The sequence below is a fragment of the Pseudoalteromonas sp. 11L1 genome (assembly GCF_055397545.1).
This window is the reverse complement of the sequence record NZ_AP041141.1, coordinates 2,575,379-2,594,714: the sequence shown is the minus strand read 5'-3', so window position 1 is coordinate 2,594,714 and position 19,336 is coordinate 2,575,379. Positions and strand designations below refer to the sequence as shown.

16 protein-coding genes and 1 tRNA gene are annotated in these 19,336 nt (G+C 39.9%); 13 read left to right on the top strand and 4 right to left on the bottom strand.

The window, feature by feature from the left end; all coding sequences use genetic code 11:
* Position 1: 1 nt before the first annotated feature.
* From ACZ5WS_RS12190 to ACZ5WS_RS12170, 5 genes are all read left to right on the top strand, one after another.
* On the top strand, positions 2–643 hold the full coding sequence (locus ACZ5WS_RS12190) for an MBL fold metallo-hydrolase (RefSeq protein WP_178956020.1): 642 nt from the start codon (positions 2–4) through the stop codon (positions 641–643).
* Positions 644–727: 84 nt separating this feature from the next.
* Positions 728–1,186, top strand: a complete 459-nt coding sequence (locus ACZ5WS_RS12185; protein ID WP_008110469.1) for an Lrp/AsnC family transcriptional regulator — start codon at positions 728–730, stop codon at positions 1,184–1,186.
* Between the two features lie 116 nt (positions 1,187–1,302).
* Positions 1,303–2,859, top strand: coding sequence for a SulP family inorganic anion transporter (locus tag ACZ5WS_RS12180; protein ID WP_010389896.1), 1,557 nt, complete (start codon positions 1,303–1,305; stop codon positions 2,857–2,859).
* A gap of 205 nt (positions 2,860–3,064) precedes the next feature.
* Positions 3,065–4,138, top strand: a complete 1,074-nt coding sequence (locus ACZ5WS_RS12175; protein ID WP_178956022.1) for a sensor histidine kinase — start codon at positions 3,065–3,067, stop codon at positions 4,136–4,138.
* Positions 4,135–4,959, top strand: a complete 825-nt coding sequence (locus ACZ5WS_RS12170; protein ID WP_138608522.1) for a LytR/AlgR family response regulator transcription factor — start codon at positions 4,135–4,137, stop codon at positions 4,957–4,959. The genes ACZ5WS_RS12175 and ACZ5WS_RS12170 overlap by 4 nt, the downstream gene beginning before the upstream one ends.
* A gap of 75 nt (positions 4,960–5,034) precedes the next feature.
* Here ACZ5WS_RS12170 and pyk read toward each other — a convergent pair whose 3' ends face one another.
* On the bottom strand, positions 5,035–6,471 hold the full coding sequence (gene pyk / locus ACZ5WS_RS12165) for a pyruvate kinase (RefSeq protein WP_464708752.1): 1,437 nt from the start codon (positions 6,469–6,471) through the stop codon (positions 5,035–5,037).
* Between the two features lie 375 nt (positions 6,472–6,846).
* On the opposite strand from pyk, the gene gndA reads away from it, so the two are divergent.
* Complete coding sequence (gene gndA / locus ACZ5WS_RS12160; protein ID WP_464708751.1) at positions 6,847–8,220, top strand: NADP-dependent phosphogluconate dehydrogenase; 1,374 nt, start codon at positions 6,847–6,849, stop codon at positions 8,218–8,220.
* Positions 8,221–8,286: 66 nt separating this feature from the next.
* Here gndA and ansA read toward each other — a convergent pair whose 3' ends face one another.
* Both ansA and sppA read right to left on the bottom strand, forming a co-directional pair.
* Positions 8,287–9,297 carry an asparaginase gene (gene ansA / locus ACZ5WS_RS12155; protein WP_464708750.1) on the bottom strand — a complete coding sequence of 337 codons (1,011 nt, stop codon included), beginning with the start codon at positions 9,295–9,297 and terminating at the stop codon, positions 8,287–8,289.
* Positions 9,298–9,367: 70 nt separating this feature from the next.
* Positions 9,368–11,233, bottom strand: a complete 1,866-nt coding sequence (gene sppA / locus ACZ5WS_RS12150) for a signal peptide peptidase SppA (RefSeq protein ID WP_464708749.1) — start codon at positions 11,231–11,233, stop codon at positions 9,368–9,370.
* 286 nt (positions 11,234–11,519) lie between these two features.
* Between sppA and ACZ5WS_RS12145 the strand changes: the two genes are divergently transcribed.
* The 7 genes from ACZ5WS_RS12145 (at position 11,520) to ACZ5WS_RS12115 (ending at position 16,822) form a co-directional block, all read left to right on the top strand.
* Positions 11,520–13,481, top strand: a complete 1,962-nt coding sequence (locus ACZ5WS_RS12145) for an oxidoreductase (protein WP_464708748.1) — start codon at positions 11,520–11,522, stop codon at positions 13,479–13,481.
* A gap of 89 nt (positions 13,482–13,570) precedes the next feature.
* Positions 13,571–14,260, top strand: a complete 690-nt coding sequence (locus ACZ5WS_RS12140; RefSeq protein ID WP_464708747.1) for an HvfX family Cu-binding RiPP maturation protein — start codon at positions 13,571–13,573, stop codon at positions 14,258–14,260.
* Between the two features lie 110 nt (positions 14,261–14,370).
* Positions 14,371–14,919 carry an NAD(P)H nitroreductase gene (locus tag ACZ5WS_RS12135; RefSeq protein ID WP_464708746.1) on the top strand — a complete coding sequence of 183 codons (549 nt, stop codon included), beginning with the start codon at positions 14,371–14,373 and terminating at the stop codon, positions 14,917–14,919.
* Positions 14,920–15,122: 203 nt separating this feature from the next.
* Positions 15,123–15,500: a hypothetical protein gene (locus tag ACZ5WS_RS12130; protein ID WP_041709037.1), complete on the top strand. Its 378-nt coding sequence runs from the start codon at positions 15,123–15,125 to the stop codon at positions 15,498–15,500.
* A gap of 106 nt (positions 15,501–15,606) precedes the next feature.
* Positions 15,607–15,697 (top strand) — tRNA-Ser (locus ACZ5WS_RS12125).
* 114 nt (positions 15,698–15,811) lie between these two features.
* Entirely contained in the window at positions 15,812–16,135 is a 324-nt protein-coding gene (locus ACZ5WS_RS12120; RefSeq protein WP_010389909.1) for a hypothetical protein, read from the top strand.
* A gap of 69 nt (positions 16,136–16,204) precedes the next feature.
* Positions 16,205–16,822, top strand: a complete 618-nt coding sequence (locus ACZ5WS_RS12115) for an FKBP-type peptidyl-prolyl cis-trans isomerase (protein WP_008112467.1) — start codon at positions 16,205–16,207, stop codon at positions 16,820–16,822.
* Positions 16,823–16,911: 89 nt separating this feature from the next.
* Here the strand turns inward: ACZ5WS_RS12115 and ACZ5WS_RS12110 are convergent, their stop codons facing one another.
* The gene (locus tag ACZ5WS_RS12110; protein WP_464708745.1) at positions 16,912–19,326 is read right to left on the bottom strand and encodes a TonB-dependent receptor; all 2,415 of its coding nucleotides are present in this window, start codon (positions 19,324–19,326) and stop codon (positions 16,912–16,914) included.
* Positions 19,327–19,336: the final 10 nt, after the last annotated feature.

Sequence of the window (19,336 nt, the reverse complement as noted above, 5' to 3'; positions counted from 1 at the left end):
GATGAAAATAATCACAATTCCCGTTACGCAGTTTATGCAAAATTGCCGAATTATAGTATGCGAACAAACCCAGCAAGCTGTGGTGGTAGATCCCGGTGGTGATGTTGACAAAATTAATACAACACTAACACAGCATAACTTGAGCTTGTCAGCCATCTGGTTGACCCATGGACACTTAGACCATGTGGGTGGTGCTCATAGCTTACGTGAGCAATACAATATAAAGATTATTGGCCCACATAAGGATGAGCGCTTTTGGTTTGATAACTTACCAATGCAAGCCACAATGTTTGGATTTAAACCTATCAGTGCTTTTTACCCAGATGAATGGCTAGCACATGGTGACACCATACAAGTTGGTCAGCTTGTATTTAAAGTACTGCATTGCCCAGGGCACACCCCAGGACACGTTGTATTTTATCAAGATACGCAAAGCACCGTTATTGTGGGTGATGTTATATTTAAAGGCTCAGTCGGGCGTACTGATTTTCCAAAAGGAGACAGTAAGCAGCTTATTAGCTCAATACAGGCCCATATAATGACGTTGCCACTGAGTACCGCAATTTTAAGTGGTCATGGTGAAGATACCGATGTCGCCAATGAGAAGGCAACCAATCCGTTTGTAAGTGGTCAATTTGGTTGATGTGTTTAATTGTTAAAAATATGCAGACTGCTTTTTAAAAAGGCTGTATAATTTAACCAATTTATTAGATAAATAAGAAATAAAATGTCTCTAAATCACGTAGATCGCCAAATATTGGCACTTTTACAACAAGATGCAAGTTTATCAACCGCTGAAATTGCAGATAAAGTAGGCCTATCTCAGTCTCCTTGTTGGCGTCGTATTGCCAAATTAGAACAAGATGGCTACATCAAAAGTAAAGTCGCATTGCTTGATGAAAAAAAGCTGGGCTTTGATATGTTGGTTTACGCCCATGTACGTTTATCAAACCATGGTAAAAAGAATCTAGCCGAGTTTGAAAAACTGATACTTAGCTATGATGAAGTGACTGAATGTTACACTATGGCGGGTACTATGGACTTTATGTTACGTATTATTTCTCAAGGCATAGAAGGTTATGAACACTTTGTACGCGATAACCTACTTAGCTTAGAGTACGTCCAAGAGGTTCATTCTAACGTGACCATGACCTGTGTAAAACGTAGTACAGCCTTACCACTGTAAAATAAAAATAAGCCGATGATAAACAAATCGGCTGCATTAACTATAATTGTGAAATGAGCGCTAATTTGATAGAATTCAGCGCTTTTTTTGTCAGCTAAATAAAACTGAGGAACTCAATGTTTAACTTACTCAGTAGGGCGCCAAGCTCTGCTAAAAACGATATTCTCTCTGGATTGACCGTGGCACTTGCCTTGATCCCAGAAGCTGTTGCATTTGCCTTTGTTGCAAATGTAGAACCCCTTGTTGGTTTATATGCCGCATTTATTGTTGGCTTAATTACGGCTATTTTTGGTGGTCGTCCGGGTATGATTTCGGGTGCAACCGGTGCGCTTGCGGTTGTAATGGTAAGTTTAGTGCTTGATCACGGAGTGGAATATCTATTTGCCACCGTTTTGCTCATGGGGCTATTACAAATATTGGCCGGAGTATTTAAGCTCGGTAAATTTATACGTATGGTTCCACATCCGGTGATGCTCGGTTTTGTTAATGGCTTAGCAATTGTGATATTTTTAGCTCAGCTTGGGCAGTTTAAAGTGCCTGATGGTGCTGGCGGCCAAGAGTGGATGACGGGCAGTGCAATGTACATCATGCTCGGTTTAGTGGCGCTAACTATGGCTATTATTCACTTTTTACCAAAATTAACGACCGCAGTCCCTTCGTCATTGGTTGCCATTGTGACGGTTACTGGCTTAGTTATTGGCCTTGACCTAGAAGCGCGTACAGTACTTGATTTCTTAAAAGGAATGACAGGTAATGAAGCGGCAACAATTGCAGGTGGTTTACCGCAGTTCCATATTCCTATGGTGCCTTTTAATTTAGAAACACTACAAATTATCTTCCCGTATGCGCTTATTCTTGCAGCAATTGGCTTAATTGAGTCATTATTAACGCTAAGCTTGATTGACGAAATTACAGAAACACGTGGCCATTCTAATAAAGAATGTATTGGCCAAGGTGCGGCAAACGTCACATGTGGTTTCTTTGGTGCAATGGGTGGCTGTGCCATGATTGGCCAATCTATGATTAACATTAATTCAGGTGGCCGTTCGCGTTTATCTGGTATTAGTGCTGCGCTGATGTTACTTGCGTTTATTATCTTTGCCTCAAGCTTAATTGAAATGATCCCACTAGCGGCATTAGTTGGTGTTATGTTTATGGTAGTACTTGGAACATTTGAATGGGCAAGTTTTAAAATGATGAAACGCGTGCCTTTATCTGACGCATTTGTAATTGTTTTAGTATCGGGTGTGACGGTTATCACTGACTTAGCCATTGCTGTGTGTGTGGGTGTTATTGTGTCTGCATTAGTGTTTGCTTGGCAGCATGCTAAACATATCTACACAACGAACTATATCGATAAAGAAGGTTCAAAAGTGTACGAGTTACACGGGCCTTTATTCTTTGGTTCAGTTAAAAACTTTGCCGATTTATTTGATGTAAAGAACGACCCTAAAGACGTTATTGTTGAGTTTAAATACAGCCGTGTTGCGGACCACAGTGCAATAGAAGCAATTGACAGCTTAGCTGATAAGTACAATAAAGCCGGTAAAAAGTTGCATTTACGTCACTTAAGTAAAGATTGTACTGAACTACTTCATAAAGCGCGTGACTTAGTGGAAGTAAACGTTATTGAAGATCCAACTTATAAAGTTGCTTCAGACAAGCTTGCTTAATAAATAAAAAGTAAACATTGAGAAGCGAAAGGTACCTACCTTTCGCTTTTTTTATGCGTACAACTTAAGTGAAATGCTTAACTATAAATGCATAAGCTTGGGTTATAGTTTGCGATAGGGCTATTAAAAAGTAAGACAGTTGGTAGTGCTATACCCGTTGATAAATCGATATAATAATACCAAATTTACAAGGTAATAATTAATTTTGAATTGGCAGTCTTTAATTGATAACAGACAACGCTTTTTCTGGCTTTTACAAATCGCTGGCTGGATAGGGTATGCGTTAGTTAATTACATTGGTTCTAAAGTATTTGAAATGCGTGATATTTACGTATTTGTTATTTTACTCAATGCCTATGCGGGCTGTTTAATGACTGTCCCGTTACGTTATATATATCGCAAAATTTGGAATGCCTCGCCGTGGGTCTTAATTATTGTTGTATTTGGTGCCTCGTATGTAACTGGTACGCTCTGGGCCGTGGTTCAAAAGTTTAACTTATGGGAGATTTATCGTCACGGTTATCGCCCTGAAGAATGGTTTTATTATTTACAACAAGGGTTAGACTCCGTTTATATTATTTTGTGTTGGAGTGGCTTGTACTTTGGGGTTAAGTATTATCAACTATTACAAAGTGAACGCCAAAAAGCGTTAAAAGCAACTACAATGGCGCATGAAGCGCAGCTAAAGATGCTCAGATATCAGTTAAACCCGCATTTTTTATTTAATACCCTTAATGCTATCTCCACTTTAATTTTGGTTAAAGAAAACAAAGATGCTAACCTAATGGTATCTAAGTTGAGTGATTTTTTGCGTTATACACTCAACACTGATCCAATTAAAAAAGTGCCGCTAGAGCAAGAGTTACACGCATTAATGCTTTATTTAGAAATTGAACGTGTGCGCTTTGATGAACGGCTACAAGTTAATGTTGATGTGAGTGATCAAGCACAACAAGCATTGGTACCTAGCTTAATATTACAACCGATCATTGAAAATGCTATTAAGTATGCCATTGCCCACATGGCAGAAGGTGGCGTGATTGATATAAAAGCACAAGTATTTGCTAATGAATTATTACTTGAAGTGGGCGATAATGGTCCAGGCACTGAAATTGTAAATGGCCAGTTAGTTAATGCACAAGGCGTGGGTGTGGCAAATACCCGAGACAGATTAAAAACGCTCTACGAAAATAATTACTCGTTTGTATTATCACATAATACGCCAAGTGGATTAAAAGTTAATCTGCGAGTCCCGTTTGAGAAGGCTGTGAAGAAATGACAAGAATAAAAACGCTTATTGTTGATGATGAACCATTAGCACGTAAAGGTTTAGCCGTCAGGCTTGAAGAGTTTTCTGATATTGAAGTGATCAAACTATGTAGCTCAGGATTTGATGCAATCGAAAGCTGCAAAAACGAAAAAATTGACCTCGTGTTCTTAGATATTCAAATGCCTGGGATGAACGGCTTTGAGGTTGCGCGCGCATTGAGTGAAAGTAGTAAAGATTTGCCAGCTATTGTGTTTGTGACTGCGTTTGATCATTTTGCTGTTAAAGCATTTGAAATCCATGCTTTAGATTACATTTTAAAACCCGTTGATGATAACAGATTAAAACAGGCGGTAGAAAAAGTGCATACCTATTTAAAAACACAGCAGGACAACGCCCATAAGAAAAAATTAGCTAGCTTTGTAGCTGGAATAACGGGTAATAACTGTGAAGAGATTTTAAAGAAATTAGCCACAGGTGATACCTTAACTGATCGTCGCTACCCTGAATCATTAGCAGTAAAAGAGCAGGGCGAAATTGTCAGAGTGCCAGTTGCTACCATACAGTGGGTAGATGCAGCGGGTGATTATATGTGTTTACATTGCCAAGATGGGCAAACGCATATATTACGTAAAACCATGAAAGAGCTTGAACAAGAATTAGACCCAAATCTATTTGTTCGTGTCCATCGCAGTGCAATTGTTAACACTAAACAAATTAGTAAGCTGGTTACTCAGGTAAGTGGTGAGTACTTATTGGTACTTGAAAACGGTCAAGAACTCAAAGTTAGCCGAAGCTATCGCGACAAAGTAAAAGCAGCGCTGGCAAGCTAAATTAACCAGAGTTCAGGTTAAATTAATAGCATAAAAAAACGCGAGCAAATAGCTCGCGTTTTTTTGTAGTAACTTTTACGAAACAGTCACAATCTTCATCGTGTTGGTTGCACCAATTGTTTCCATTGCATCACCATGGGTGATAATCACGGTGTCGCCTACTTGCAGTGAGCCTGCAGCCACTAACGTGTTTAATGCATCTTTAACCATATTATCTTTTTCACATTTGGTAGAGTCAAAAAACACCGGGTAAACACCACGATATAGTGCTGTTTGCCCTAATGTACTGGCATGACGTGAAAGTGAGTAAATGGGTAAGCCTGAGCTAATACGTGACATAAGTTTTGCTGTGCTACCTGATTCAGTCAGGGTGATAATCGCTTTAACAGAGTCTAAGTGATTAGCTGCATACATTGCAGAGAGAGCAATTGATTCCGCATTAGAAGAGAAACGGCTATCTAAACGATGCTTAGAGACATGGGTCTCTTTTTGTGACTCAGCGCCTAAACAAACACGCGCCATAGTAGCAACGGTTTCTTCTGGGTAATCACCAGCGGCGGTTTCAGCAGAAAGCATAACTGCATCGGTGCCATCAAGTACTGCATTGGCAACATCCATAACTTCTGCGCGTGTTGGCATAGGATTATCGATCATCGATTCCATCATTTGAGTAGCGGTTACAACGGTACGGTTTAATGAACGAGCACGACGAATAATGAGTTTTTGCTTACCCATTAGTGCAGCGTCACCAATTTCAACACCTAAATCACCACGGGCAACCATCACAGCGTCAGACGCTAAAATGATATCATCTACTGCTTCTTGTGTTTCTACTGCTTCAGCACGTTCAATTTTAGCTAAAAGCTGTGCATTAGAGCCTGCAGCCTCTGCAAGAGAGCGTACATAACGCATGTCATCGCCACTTCGCGGGAAAGAAACGGCAATATAATCAACATTAATTTCAGCAGCAGTGATTAAGTCTTCTTTGTCTTTGTCGGTAAACGCGGGTGCAGTTAAACCACCACCTAAACGATTAATCCCTTTATTGTTCGAGAGCACCCCACCCACAGTAACCACAGTGTGTACTAAGTGACCTTCAACATGCTCAACAGTAAGCTGAATTAAACCATCGTTTAACAGCAGTAAATCACCAGGAGCCACATCTTGTGGTAGCTCTTTGTAATCAATACCAACGGCGTTAATGTCGCCTTGGCCTTTTTCCATTTTTGCATCAAGAACGAATTTTGCACCAACCGCTAAAGTCACTTTACCTTCTTTAAAGGTTGAAACACGGATCTTAGGGCCTTGCAGGTCAGCAAGAATTGCAACGTGCTTACCTAATTTAGCGGCTATATCTCTAACTGCTTGTGCACGGTCTTTGTGATCTTGTGCAACACCATGTGAGAAGTTTAATCGAACGACGTTTGCGCCTGCGCGAATTATTTTTTCTAAGTTATTATCTCTGTCTGTTGCAGGTCCAAGTGTCGCGACTATTTTTGTACGTCTTAACATTAAATTCTCCTGTGCGCTTATTTTAAGCAAGTTGACGGTTATTTTGTTTTAGTGACTATTTAATAAATCTCATAAGAAGATTTCAGGTTAAATAGTAATTTTTAGTTTTATGCAATTTTCATAACATTGCGACTATTATATACAAGATCAATATGTCATCATTATGACACCGGTGTCACAGGACGTCAATGATCTAAAAATTTAAATAGCAGCGCTATTTCTTCCCCTGTGAGGGCGGTTGTTTGATATAATTGCAGTGTTTATTTTAACTGTAATAAATGCATGTAGCTTTGCTCATGGCTTAGGCCTGAGTATAATGCACGCGGTATTATTTTAATTTACTAACCAAATAGTTGTTACCGAGGAGGGCACTAAATGCAAGTTGCATTAGTAGGGTTAGGCGTTATGGGGAAAAATCTTGCCCTGAACTTGATTGAAAAAGGGATAACGCTGGTCGCTTATGACAAAAACCCAAATGCGGGTGAAGAGTTATTAAGCTGTGCTAAGTCACAAGGCATGGCTGACAAACTTCACATTGTCTCTGATCTAGGGGATATGGTTAGGCGTTTAGAAACACCGCGTTCTATTTTATTACTTGTACCTGCGGGTGAGTTGGTTGATGCGGTTTGCAATGAGCTTATTGAAGCGGGTGTTCAATGTAGTGATATTATTGTTGACTGCGGTAACAGTAATTACAAAGACGGAATTAATCGCAAGCTAAAATACCAAGACAAGTTTGAGTTTGCCACCATGGGTATTTCAGGTGGTGCTGAGGGTGCGCGTCATGGGCCAGCTATGATGGCAAGTGGTTCTGAAGGTGGCTGGGAGCGTGTCGAGCCATGGTTTACAAAAGTTGCTGCAAGCTACAAAGGCGAGTCGTGTTTTGCTCGCGTTGGACAATCAGCCAGCGGTCATTTTGTAAAAATGGTTCACAATGGAATTGAATACGCACTGATGCAACTTATTGCTGAAGTGTATCAGCTACTTCGTCACGGAACTAACCGCTCACCAAAAGAAATTGCTGAGATATTTAATGAATGGTCACAAGGCCAGTTAAATAGCTATTTATTGTCAATTTCTAGCCATATTTTGTCACTTGAAAATTCGCAAAATGTGCCCCTTGTTGACTTAATTGATAACAAAGTTGGCGCAAAGGGCACTGGCTTATGGACAGCTCAAAATGCACTTGAATTGGGTATTGCGGTACCTTCATTAGTAGCTGCTGTTCAAGCACGCCATTTAACTAATGCATGCAATACCACTGCTGCACAAGAGATGACGTATAGCGCGCAAAATACCACTCAAGTTGATGTTGATTTAGATGAACTAAAAGATGCATTTACTCTTGCAAGTTTACTAGCGTATCGTCAGGGACTTGCACTAATTAAAGGTGCTTCACGTACCCATCAGTGGAAAGTTGATTTAGCTAAAACACTACAAACCTGGCGTGCAGGGTGTATTATTCGTGCAGATTACTTAGACAGTGTTGCGCAAGGTGTTGAGTTTATTGATACTCTTGAAAAAGAGTCACTCGCAATGCGTAAGGTAACGGGCCAAGCAGTCATGACTGGTCTGGCATTCCCTGTGCTAAGTGCAACACAAACCTACTTAGCAACGTTAACAACACCAAGTAATGGGCATTTAGTACAAGCCCAGCGTGATTACTTTGGTGAGCATGGCATTAAGACTCACAGTGGTGAAACGTGTCATTTAACTGACTTAGTTGATATTGACGCAAAAGTTCGTTAATAAAATCTAAGTAAATAAAAAGGACGCTAAATAGCGTCCTTTTTTGTTATTCGTTTTGCTGAACACCTAACGAGTTAACTCACCCCGCAAATTATCTTGCATTAAATGGCGAATCGTTTCGACCTCTAAGTTTTGACTAAAAAGATAATGCAGTTTAGTTAAACAGGCTTCTAAGGTCATATCAAAACCACTGATCACGCCTATATTGAGTAGCGCATTTCCTGTGGCATATCCGCCCATATTCACTTGCCCTTTTAGGCATTGAGTGAGGTTTGTGATAATAACGCCGCGCTTACTCGCTTCATCAAGTATATCCAAAAACTCAGGGTCTTGCGGTGCATTACCCACACCAAAGCTCAGCAGTACCAATGCTTTAATGTTGCCATTAACTAAGCTTTTAACCACTTCTTTGCTGATCCCCGGGTATAAATACAATACACCAATGGCTTGAGGAGTGATCTGCACAACTTGTAATTCATTTTCTACATACGGACTTAACTGACCTTTGATCAGTTGAATATTAATGCCAGACAGCGCTAATGGCTCTAGGTTAGGAGAGGCGAATGCATCAAATCCATCGGCATGTGCTTTGGTTGCACGGTTGCCTCTAAATAATTGATTATTAAAAAACAAACTGACTTCTGCTATCGGGTAGTTAGCTGCTAAATACATGGCATTAAGTAGGTTAACTTGACCATCAGAGCGTAATTGAGAGAGCGGAATTTGTGAGCCGGTCACGATAATAGGCTTTGTTAAGTTTTCAAACATAAACGATAAAGCCGATGCCGTATAAGCCATGGTATCTGTACCATGCAGCACTACAAAGCCGTCGTAATCTTGGTACTTACTTTTTATGTCATCAGCAATAAGTTGCCAGTGGGCAGGAGACATATCTGAAGAGTCAATCAGTGGGCAGTATTCATGAATATCGAATAATGGCATTTCTTCACGATTAAATTCTGCGTTTTTAACCACAGTTTCGGTTAAAAAACCTTCGGCAGGAATATAGCCGCGGATTGATTTTTTCATTCCTATAGTACCGCCAGTATAAGCGATGTAAATGCGTTTACGTTTCATAAAAAAAGCCCAGTAAAAAAACTGGGCTTAGTATAACGCTAAGTGCTAATCAATACAGCCTGTTAGGGCATTATTGTGCAACTGTACATTCTAAACAGCGTGCGTAAACACCTTGTGGATCGTTATAATCTTTCAGGTTTTCTACTTCGCTGCTTAATTGCTTAATCACGCTTTGCAGGTTAGCTTGACTAGCTAGTACTGCTGATTTTTGTGTTTCAAGCCCAAGCACTGATTTAACCGCGGCGCTACCAAAAATATCTTGGAGCATTTGTTCTTGAGGGCTAAGTGATTGTTTAATTGTTTTAACTTCATAGAAGTTAAGTTTAGCAAGCTCTGCAGCCGCTTTGATAGCGTCTTGCTTGTTACCCAGCTTGTCAACTAAACCAAGCTCTTGAGCTTGCGATGCAATCCAAACGCGGCCTTGGGCAATTTTATCAACTTGCTCAGGGGTCATATTACGGGCATCGGCAACGACATTTAAAAAACGTTCATAAGCTTCTTCAACACTCATTTGAATCACTTGTGCCATTTTTTCATTTAGTGGACGAGTTATTGAAAAACCGGCCATTTCTGTAGTCGCTACACCATCAGAGTAAACACCGATTTTAGCTAAGGTATCTTCAAAGGTCATAAAGGTACCAAATACACCGATTGAGCCGGTAATCGTACTAGGTGCTGCCCAAATTTCATTTGCCGCTGATGCAATCCAATAACCACCTGATGCAGCTACTGAGCTCATTGAAGCAATGACTGGTTTACCTGCGGCCTTAAGCGCCAATACCTCAGCACGAATAACTTCAGAGGCAAACATGCTGCCACCGCCAGAATCAATACGTAACACGACTGCTTTTACTTTATCGTCAAGGCGTGCCTTGCGTAATAGTGCAGCTGTTGAATCACCGCCAATCTCACCGGCACGACGCTCACCGTCTACGATGGTACCTTTAGCTACAACAACAGCGACTTTTTCTGTCATTGGGTTATCAAACTCAATTGGCGGCTTAACTAAGCTTAAGTATTCACCAAAAGACACTTGTTTAAATGTTTTACCATCTTCCTCAGCACCAACTAGATCAATTAATTGCTGACGAATTTGTTGATTAGTTTTGAGAGAATCAACCCATTTATTATCCAGCGCGTATTTACCCGCATCACCATTGGCAGCCTGCATTTTGGCTAAATAAGTATCCATTGTTTCATCAAAATTTGATTCGTCAAATGGACGCACCGCACTTACATCTTGTTTATATTCGTTCCATAAAGCACCTAACCATACGCGGTTTGCTTCTTTAGCTGCTTCTGACATATCGTTTCTGATAAACGGTTCAACGGCAGATTTGAAAGTACCTACACGAAATATATGCTGAGTGACTTCTAATTTTTCTAATGCATCTTTGAAGTAAAGCGGGTACATACCGTAGCCTTCAATAAGCACACTACCATAAGGGTGCATCGCAATTTCGTCTGCATGCGCGGCAATGTAATATTGCGCTTGGGTATAGTAATAACCTGAAGCAATTACTTTTTTTCCAGTTGCTTTAAATGCATCAAGTGCTTTTGTAATTTGCTTAAGCTTATTTAAGTGCGCTTTTGGCATTTCTTGTAAATCAAGCAAAATTGCGCTGATACGAGAGTCTTGTGACGCCTCATTGATCACTTCAATGACATCATCAAGTAGTATTTCAGTAGGGGTATCAGCACTTGCTGTTGCATCATTAATGGCCGCTTCTACAGGGTCTACGTAGGTTTTTTCTTCCACAATAGGACCGTTTAGGTTGAGCCTGAGGACAGAACCCTCTTCGACAATGATTTTATCGCCGTCACTTGATACTGAGACAATGAAAATGATAACCAAAAATAAAAATAATAAATTTAGTACTAAACGACGCGAGAAGTTAATCCCTGTCCATATACCTTTAAATACCTTCGCTATCAAAATAGCTCCTTAAATTCGTACAGCTAAAACGTTATTGCCATAGTAGCTTAGAATATAAATTAATTTAACTGCTAAATCGTAACGAAACATTTATAAATTCAATTACACATATGATTATACGAATGTTTATGTCACTTTTAGCCGTATTTTACAATTAACAGTTATACATAAAACGAGCGTTTTAAATTAAAAAGTTTAAGTTTAAGCTGCTCGTATATTGCTTATTTTGCGTCATTAAAGCAGAATTGGACAAACACACAGGTTAGACCAGTTATTGGGGCACAGGATGTTAGAACAAAAACTAGAACTAAAACACACACAACTACGCAACCGTTTAGTAATGGGATCAATGCATACCGGCCTTGAAGAAGGTTGGCACAATCGTAAACGCCTTCGTGCCTTTTATGAAGCACGTGCCAAAGGTGGCACTGCAATGCTTATTACCGGAGGCTACAGCCCTAACTTACGCGGTAAGTTAACGCCTATTTCCTCATCATTTAATAGTTATTATGATGTATTTAAGCATCGTGCATATACGCAAGCTGTTCATCAACATGGTGGTAAAATATGTTTGCAATTATTACATGCTGGGCGTTATGCGTATCACCCTTTTAATCAGGCACCAAGTGCTATAAAAGCCCCGATTAATCCATATAAACCAAAGGAAATGTCTTTAAGTTCAATTAACAAAACGATTAAAGATTTTGCTCACTCGGCTTATTTAGCTGAAAAGGCTGGTTACGATGGCGTGGAAGTAATGGGCTCAGAAGGTTATTTGATTAATGAGTTTATGGCACCGCATACTAATAAACGAAACGACGAATTTGGCGGCAGCCTTGAAAACAGGATGCGCTTAGCCGTTGAAATTGTAAAAGCGGTAAGAGCAAAAGTATCGGATAAATTTTTAATTATTTTTAGACTCTCGGTTATAGATCTAATCCCTAATGGTTCCACCCCTGATGAAGTAACTCAACAAGCTGTTGCACTTGAAAAAGCGGGTGTTGATATTTTTAATACCGGAATTGGTTGGCATGAAGCGCGCGTACCTACAATTGCGAGTATGGTGCCACCAGGTGCATTTAAAGAAGCGTCAAAGCGTTTAAAAGATGTTATTAGCGTGCCTGTTATTGCGGTAAACCGCATTAATACCCCAGAGATTGCTAATGATATTTTAAATGCTGGCGAAGCTGATTTAATTTCTATGGCGCGTCCATTATTAGCCGATCCTGAATTTTTTAATAAATACGCGGCTAAGCAATCTGAGCATATTAATATTTGTATTGGTTGTAATCAGGGTTGTTTAGATCATGTATTTAAAGGTAAGCGCGCTACCTGTTTAGTAAATCCACAAGCAGGTTTTGAGCTTGATTACCCGTTAGAAAAAGCAGAGAAAGCTAAAAATGTATTAGTTGTTGGCGCAGGGCCTGCAGGTTTATCGTCTAGCTGTTACTTAGCGCAAAAAGGGCACAATGTAACCCTGATTGACCAAAAGCAACACATGGGTGGGCAATTCAATTTAGCGATGCAAATACCTGGTAAAGAAGACTTTAATCATACATTAGCTTACTTTACTAATGAACTTAAGCGTCTTAATGTAACCATTGAATTAGGTAAAGCATTTAGTGACAGTATGCTAGCTGAGTTTGATGATGTGGTATTTGCAACTGGTGTAAGACCACGTGAAGCTACGATTAAATGCAGCGATGATAAGCGTGTATTTGCTTACGATGAAGTTATACGCGGTGAAGTAGAGCTGGGTAATTCTATTGCTATATTAGGCGCAGGCGGTATTGGTTTTGATATGGTGGCATTTTTAAGTGAACACAAATCACAAAGCATCAGCGACTTTAAAACCCAATGGGGCATAGAGTGTGAACCTCAGCCGCATAAAGATGAACGTCAGCTCTATATGCTAAAACGCAGTGCAGGGCGCTTTGGTGGTGACTTAGGTAAAACTACGGGTTGGATCCATCGGCAAGTTGCCAAACAGCATGGTGTTAAACAAATTGCAGACTGCCAATACCATAGTTTTGATAAAAACGGCCTAACCATTAGTGTTGCTGGTGAAACTCAAGTACTGCCAGTTGATACGGTTATTGCCTGTATTGGTCAAGTGTCTAACGACGAGTTATTTAAGGCACAAGCAGAGAACGCCAAAGTACATGTTATTGGTGGCGCTAAATTGGCTGCTGCTATTGATGCTAAACGCGCAATATTTGAAGCGTTACAAGTAGCAAGGCAAATTTAATCTTTAAGGGCGAAATAATTTAGCTCTGTGCGCGGTCATGTTTGTTTATAGTCTATAACTTAATAAACAATGAACATACAAGAGTGCGCATGATTAAATTAATTACACTTTACGACAATATTATAGGTAAATTATCTTTATTGGATGGTTTGCCTGCTTTGCTTTTTCGCTTGATTTTAGCGCCTGTAATGATTATTGCAGGCTATAACAAACTCGCAATAAGTGGCGATACTAATGGTTTTTTTAACCAGTTTTTAGCCTCTGATGATGTCGTTCAGTGGTTTGGCAATAGTGACTGGGGGTTAGGATTACCGTTTCCTGATTTGCTGGCTTTTTTAGCCGGTTGGAGTGAGTTTTTAGGAGGTTGGTTTTTACTTATTGGTTTATTTACGCGATTAGTGAGTATTCCACTTATGTTTACAATGGTGGTAGCAGCAACAACAGTACACTGGCATAACGGCTGGTTTGCTATAGCGCCAACAAATCCACAAACAAGTGCCGCCCAAGTACTTGATTGGCTATCAGTCCCTGGTGCCAAAGAAAGCCTTGAAAATTCAAAAGAAGTACAAGTCCGCATAGGTAAAATTCGCAGCTTAGTGGAAGAGTACGGCTTTTCAGATTACTTATACGAAAAAGGTAAACCATCAATACTAAATAACGGCATCGAATTTTCTGCTATTTATTTTGCCATGTTACTTAGCTTATTCTTTACGGGAGGTGGGCGTTTTGTAAGCCTAGATTATTGGTTTAAACGCGGTGCCTGCATCAATAGTTACTAGGATATAAACACTCGCTTCATTAATTTTATCTGCTTGGTAGTTTTAACCCTGCAGTGTTTATTTTTTACTTATAAATGTTACTCTTACGTTTTGAATTTTGAGAGCACACTATGGATGCTATTGAGCTTTTACTCACTCGCCAATCTGATGCAAAATTGACAGCGCCAGGGCCTAATGAAGAGCAGTTAAACAATATTCAGCAGGCTGGGTTGAGAGTGCCCGATCATGGCTGTATTGCACCGTGGCAATATATTATTGTTCAAGGTGATGCTCGTCATAAGTTAGGTGAAATTTATTATCAAAGCGCTATAGCAGAGCAGCAGGCTGAAAAAGTGATTAATCGCGCTAAGGAGTTACCGCTTAGAGCACCCATGATTATTATTGCGATTGCAAAATATCAACCACACCCAAAAGTTCCTAGAATTGAACAAGTACAAAGCGCAGGTTGTGGCGTATTGGCAATGCAACAAGCCGCATTCGCTCAGGGGTTAGGCGGTATTTGGCGTACGGGTTACTTTGCACAAAGCCCCAGTGTTAAACAGGCGCTTAACTTAAATGATGATGATGAAATAGTCGGTTATTTATATTTAGGGACCCCGGCAATTGAATGCAAAAAGTCACCAAGGCACAAACCAGAAAATTATTTTAGTTTTTTGTAGAAATAGTATGAACTTTTTATATTCAATATAGTCATAATTCATTAAGTTAATCGTGTTACACTACTGCGGTTAATATTGTAGCTGCGAGAAGCGCACGGAAGCACTAAACGTAATAAATCTTCTTCAGTTTGTTTTTTAATCGGTTGTTTTTTGGTAATGTATGGAAAGTCTTACCAATAATAACGATAAAGAAGACGAAAATGATGGGAAATTTATTTTTACGTGAAAAAGAAAACTGGTTTGCTTGGTCAATCTGGGGTGTAGTTGGCGCGCTTGCGACATTTTATGTTGCAATGAGCACTCAAGCTGAGCATTTTATTGCTGCTTCAGCAATAGGGGTGCTGGTATTGCTAACTTGGTGGATGCAACAATCGAAACGGTTTGATTTTGGCAGAGCCTTTAAAATATGTTGTTATGTTTTACTGTTCACTGTACTGCCTTCATTTGTATTGGTTGTGATCCCGAGCGATGACCTTAATCGCTTCGATTTAATATTTCAAAGTATTGCATTTTTAACAGCCAGCTTATTGGTCTGTTTAGTGTGCTCTTGGATTGCTCGTAGGCCTAAGCAATATTACTAATAATGGCTAATTGATAACTAAAGCGGTTTATATTTAACTATTTAGCCGGTTTTATTAAAATAGGGCTTTACAAGCTAAGCGTATGATCTTATTATGCGCGCCGTACGGAGAGATGGCAGAGTGGTCGAATGCACCGGTCTTGAAAACCGGCAGGGGTTTATAGCCCCTCTAGGGTTCAAATCCCTATCTCTCCACCATTATTTAAAAAACCGCCTTATTGGCGGTTTTTTGCTATCTGGAGCTTTATAATGTCACAGTCCCCGGAATTATCCTTTTCTAAACGTTTACTTAAGCACATTCTTCTATGGACTGTGTTTGGTTATTGTTACCAAAGCGCCATATCGTTATTACAAAAAATGGCTATTGATGCATATCCAGACGACGCACTAATAATGACCTTATTATATGGCATCGGGTTTAATATTTTATCGGGGCATTTAATTACAAAATACGATAATTATTGGCCTGTATGGGGCGCGTTTTATATTGGCATTATCGGTTTAGTAGCTGTGCCTCTTTTACTGGTCGGTGTGGCTGGATTATTGTCGATGAGCTTACTTGTTGGAATTTTGCTCAGTTTGCCTGTGTGTACCTTTGCTATTGGTTTAATTAAAGAAAAACTCAATAAAAACTAGCACCAAAGACCTTTTATTTTGTGATAGCATATACGGGTCTTTTAACTAACAAAACGTGAATAACACATTATGTCAGATAATTTTACTACAGATGCTGAAAAAGCAAGTTACGGTATTGGCTTACAAATGGGTGAGCAACTTAAGGCTAATCCTTTTGAAGGTTTAAACTTAAATTCAGTATTTGAAGGCATGAAAGATGCGTATGCAGGCAGTGCTTTTCAAGTTGAGATCCCTGAGATCCAAGCTGCATTTGAAAAAATTAACGAAGAGATCCAAGCTCGTCGTGAAGAAGAAGCTAAAGTACTCGCTGCTGAAGGCATTGCATTTTTAGAAGAAAACGCAAAACGTCCTGAAATTACAGTAACTGAGTCAGGTCTTCAGTACGAAGTACTTGCAACAGGTGAAGGCGAGAAGCCAACTGCTGAGTCTACAGTACGTGTTGATTACCACGGTACTTTAGTAAACGGTACTGTTTTTGACAGCTCATACGAGCGCGGTCAACCTGCTGAATTCCCAGTGGGCGGCGTGATCAAAGGTTGGACTGAAGCATTACAAATGATGCCAGTAGGTACTAAGTGGCGTTTATACGTTCCTCATGAGCTTGCTTATGGTGAACGTGGTGCCGGTGCAGCAATCGCACCTTACTCAACACTTGTATTCGACGTTGAGTTACACGCAATTCTTTAATTAGAACGTACATAACATTTTAGTTATGAAAAAACCGCATTCATTAATATGAATGCGGTTTTTTATTGTCTCATTAAACTGATCTTTGTTTAAAAGTAGCCTCTTACTCCAAATTGGAAGTTACGACCAGGAAGTGGCGCGATGTCTTTAATAAACGAGCTATGGACAAAACCAAGTTCATCAGTAATGTTATCAACACTTAGGTAAAGCTGTGTGTCAACGGCACCTAAATCAAGCTGATAGTTGGCTTGTAAATCAATCAATGTATAGCCATCTGTTGCTGTTTCGTATGCACTAATATCATTTTGCTCAAAATAATGTGTTCCTGTTAAGGTAAATTGTGCGCTACCTAGGGTGTATTGCAGTTCTGAACCCAATTTATTAGCAGGAATGCGTGGTAAATTTCCTTCATTATCTTTTAGTTTGGCGCGAGTAGAATCACCAAATACTTTTACCATGGCGCTGGGGTTTATTTGATAATGTACATCAAATTCAAAACCATACAGCTCAGCATCTTTACTTGTGAACTGATAAACATCAATTGCGTCACTATGACCAATGGCAGCAGGTTCAAAACCATCCATTTCATCAAACACTAATCCTGTGTTTTGCTGATAATAAAAGTTTTTAATGTCGTTATAGAAAAAGTTGACAGTGTAACCAAAGTCTCCACTAAAGCGACGTAAACTAATATCTAGATTAGTTGATGTTTCTTGTTTAATTTCTTCAGGCTCAAAATGCGCTTCGTTACCTTCAATATGGTAACCCAAGCCAAGTTCATAAGTCCCGGTAGCAATATGCACACCATTAGAGAGTAGCTCCGCTGAAAGCGGTGCACGCTCTGAATGTGACAAACTAACGGCTAGGTTGTGACTTGGCATATACTCCCAAATCGCACCTGCTGAGGCACTTAGATTAGTAAAGTTTTTGGTGTAGTTAACAGTTCCATCTGCTGATACAGGTTCGTCATCATGGCTGTGCTGATGCGTATCTACATCACTTGTTATCTCATAATCTTCTAAACGGGCGCCAAGTTCTACGGTGACGTCACCAAACTTGCGTTCTTCAAGTAAATATAGCGCATGAGTCGTCGTGATACTTGCAGGTGTAAAGGCTTCTTCACCAATCGCGTCATAATCAGACTCACTATAGTGATAGCCAATCATGCCATGCCATTGGCCTAATTGATGCTCTACGTTTAAACGTGCTTCAGTGGTTTCATTACTAAAAGTGGTGCCAATAGCGCCGTCTTCAATTTCACTATGGGTATAGTCTGTGTAACCAAGACGTAGGTTGATTGACTCAATCCAGTTATCATGAAATGCATAACTTACCAGCCCCTGCCAACGGTCTTGTTCTAAATGAGCATAAACAGGTGTTTCTGCATGTTCCTCACCTTCGTGCTCTTCACCTTCATGCTCTTCATGCTCGCCTGCTTCTTCGTGCGCATGGTCGTGTTCATGATGATCATGTGAGTGGCCAGGAATACCATAATCTGTTTCGATACTACCGTATGAAAATCCAATGGTTAAATGATCACCCACATAACTCGTACCAAAATTTACTGTTTCGCTGTCTATAAAGGTATTTTCAACTGAAGTGGCTGTTTCTTCATCGCCTTCAACATGTACTTCACCTTCTTCATGTTCATCTGGTAAGTTAAAACGAGGTGTTTGGTAATCATCACCGCTGCGTTTAGTACCATCAAAATGGAAATTAAAGTTATTGCTACCCGTTTCTAGTTTTGCTGCGTAGGTATTCGCATTTGAAACTGTATCGTGTGTGTATTGGGCAGCTCCAGATAGAGAGTTAATGTTATTGGTTGGAATACGGTTATCAACCACATTGACTACACCACCAATAGCACCAGAGCCATAAAGTAGAGTGCTTGGGCCACGTAACACTTCAATTTGCTCTGCCGCTAGGCTGTCACTTGATGTAGCGTGATCAGGTCCAATGCGAGACGCATCGCTGCTATCCAAACCATTTTGTGTAATTTTAACTCGAGGACCACCTAAGCCGCGGATAATCGGACTTGATGAAACAGGGCCAAAATAACTAGCATTAACGCCTGGTATGCCTTTAAGTGTCTCACCTAGCGTCGGCTTAGCTTTATTTTTTAGCTCATCGCCTGATAGCACACTTACTGGTGAAATCATTTCTAAGCTATTTTTATGCAGGGCAGAGGCATATACAACAACAGTTTCAACCGAAGTTGGCTTTAAAGTAACATCAATAGTGTTGTCTGTATTTTCAAGCGATATACGAGAATCTAGGTAGTTATCTTTACTGATATGTAATTGACTCTTAGAATCTATGTCAATACTAAACTGGCCTTGTGCATTACTTTGCACGCTTTTTGACTTACCATGAACATGAATTGTGGCATTGGCAATGGGTTGCTTTTTTGTGTCTGTTACCGTGCCGTTAATCGTCGCAGCAAGTGCAGAGTGAGAACACAAAACAGACAGTAGTGCTGAGGATATGAGTGTTAGCTTAGTCATAGTTACTTCA

Excerpts from the sequence above, each read along its gene's own strand:
- ACZ5WS_RS12190 (WP_178956020.1), top strand. The coding sequence starts at position 2 with ATGAAAATAATCACAATTCCCGTTACGCAGTTTATGCAAAATTGCCGA.
- ACZ5WS_RS12135 (WP_464708746.1), top strand. The coding sequence starts at position 14,371 with ATGGATGCTATTGAGCTTTTACTCACTCGCCAATCTGATGCAAAATTG.
- ACZ5WS_RS12140 (WP_464708747.1), top strand. The coding sequence starts at position 13,571 with ATGATTAAATTAATTACACTTTACGACAATATTATAGGTAAATTATCT.
- ACZ5WS_RS12115 (WP_008112467.1), top strand. The coding sequence starts at position 16,205 with ATGTCAGATAATTTTACTACAGATGCTGAAAAAGCAAGTTACGGTATT.
- ACZ5WS_RS12185 (WP_008110469.1), top strand. The coding sequence starts at position 728 with ATGTCTCTAAATCACGTAGATCGCCAAATATTGGCACTTTTACAACAA.
- ACZ5WS_RS12170 (WP_138608522.1), top strand. The coding sequence starts at position 4,135 with ATGACAAGAATAAAAACGCTTATTGTTGATGATGAACCATTAGCACGT.
- pyk (WP_464708752.1), bottom strand. The coding sequence starts at position 6,471 with ATGTTAAGACGTACAAAAATAGTCGCGACACTTGGACCTGCAACAGAC.
- ACZ5WS_RS12110 (WP_464708745.1), bottom strand. The coding sequence starts at position 19,326 with ATGACTAAGCTAACACTCATATCCTCAGCACTACTGTCTGTTTTGTGT.
- ansA (WP_464708750.1), bottom strand. The coding sequence starts at position 9,297 with ATGAAACGTAAACGCATTTACATCGCTTATACTGGCGGTACTATAGGA.
- ACZ5WS_RS12180 (WP_010389896.1), top strand. The coding sequence starts at position 1,303 with ATGTTTAACTTACTCAGTAGGGCGCCAAGCTCTGCTAAAAACGATATT.
- gndA (WP_464708751.1), top strand. The coding sequence starts at position 6,847 with ATGCAAGTTGCATTAGTAGGGTTAGGCGTTATGGGGAAAAATCTTGCC.
- ACZ5WS_RS12145 (WP_464708748.1), top strand. The coding sequence starts at position 11,520 with ATGTTAGAACAAAAACTAGAACTAAAACACACACAACTACGCAACCGT.
- ACZ5WS_RS12130 (WP_041709037.1), top strand. The coding sequence starts at position 15,123 with ATGGGAAATTTATTTTTACGTGAAAAAGAAAACTGGTTTGCTTGGTCA.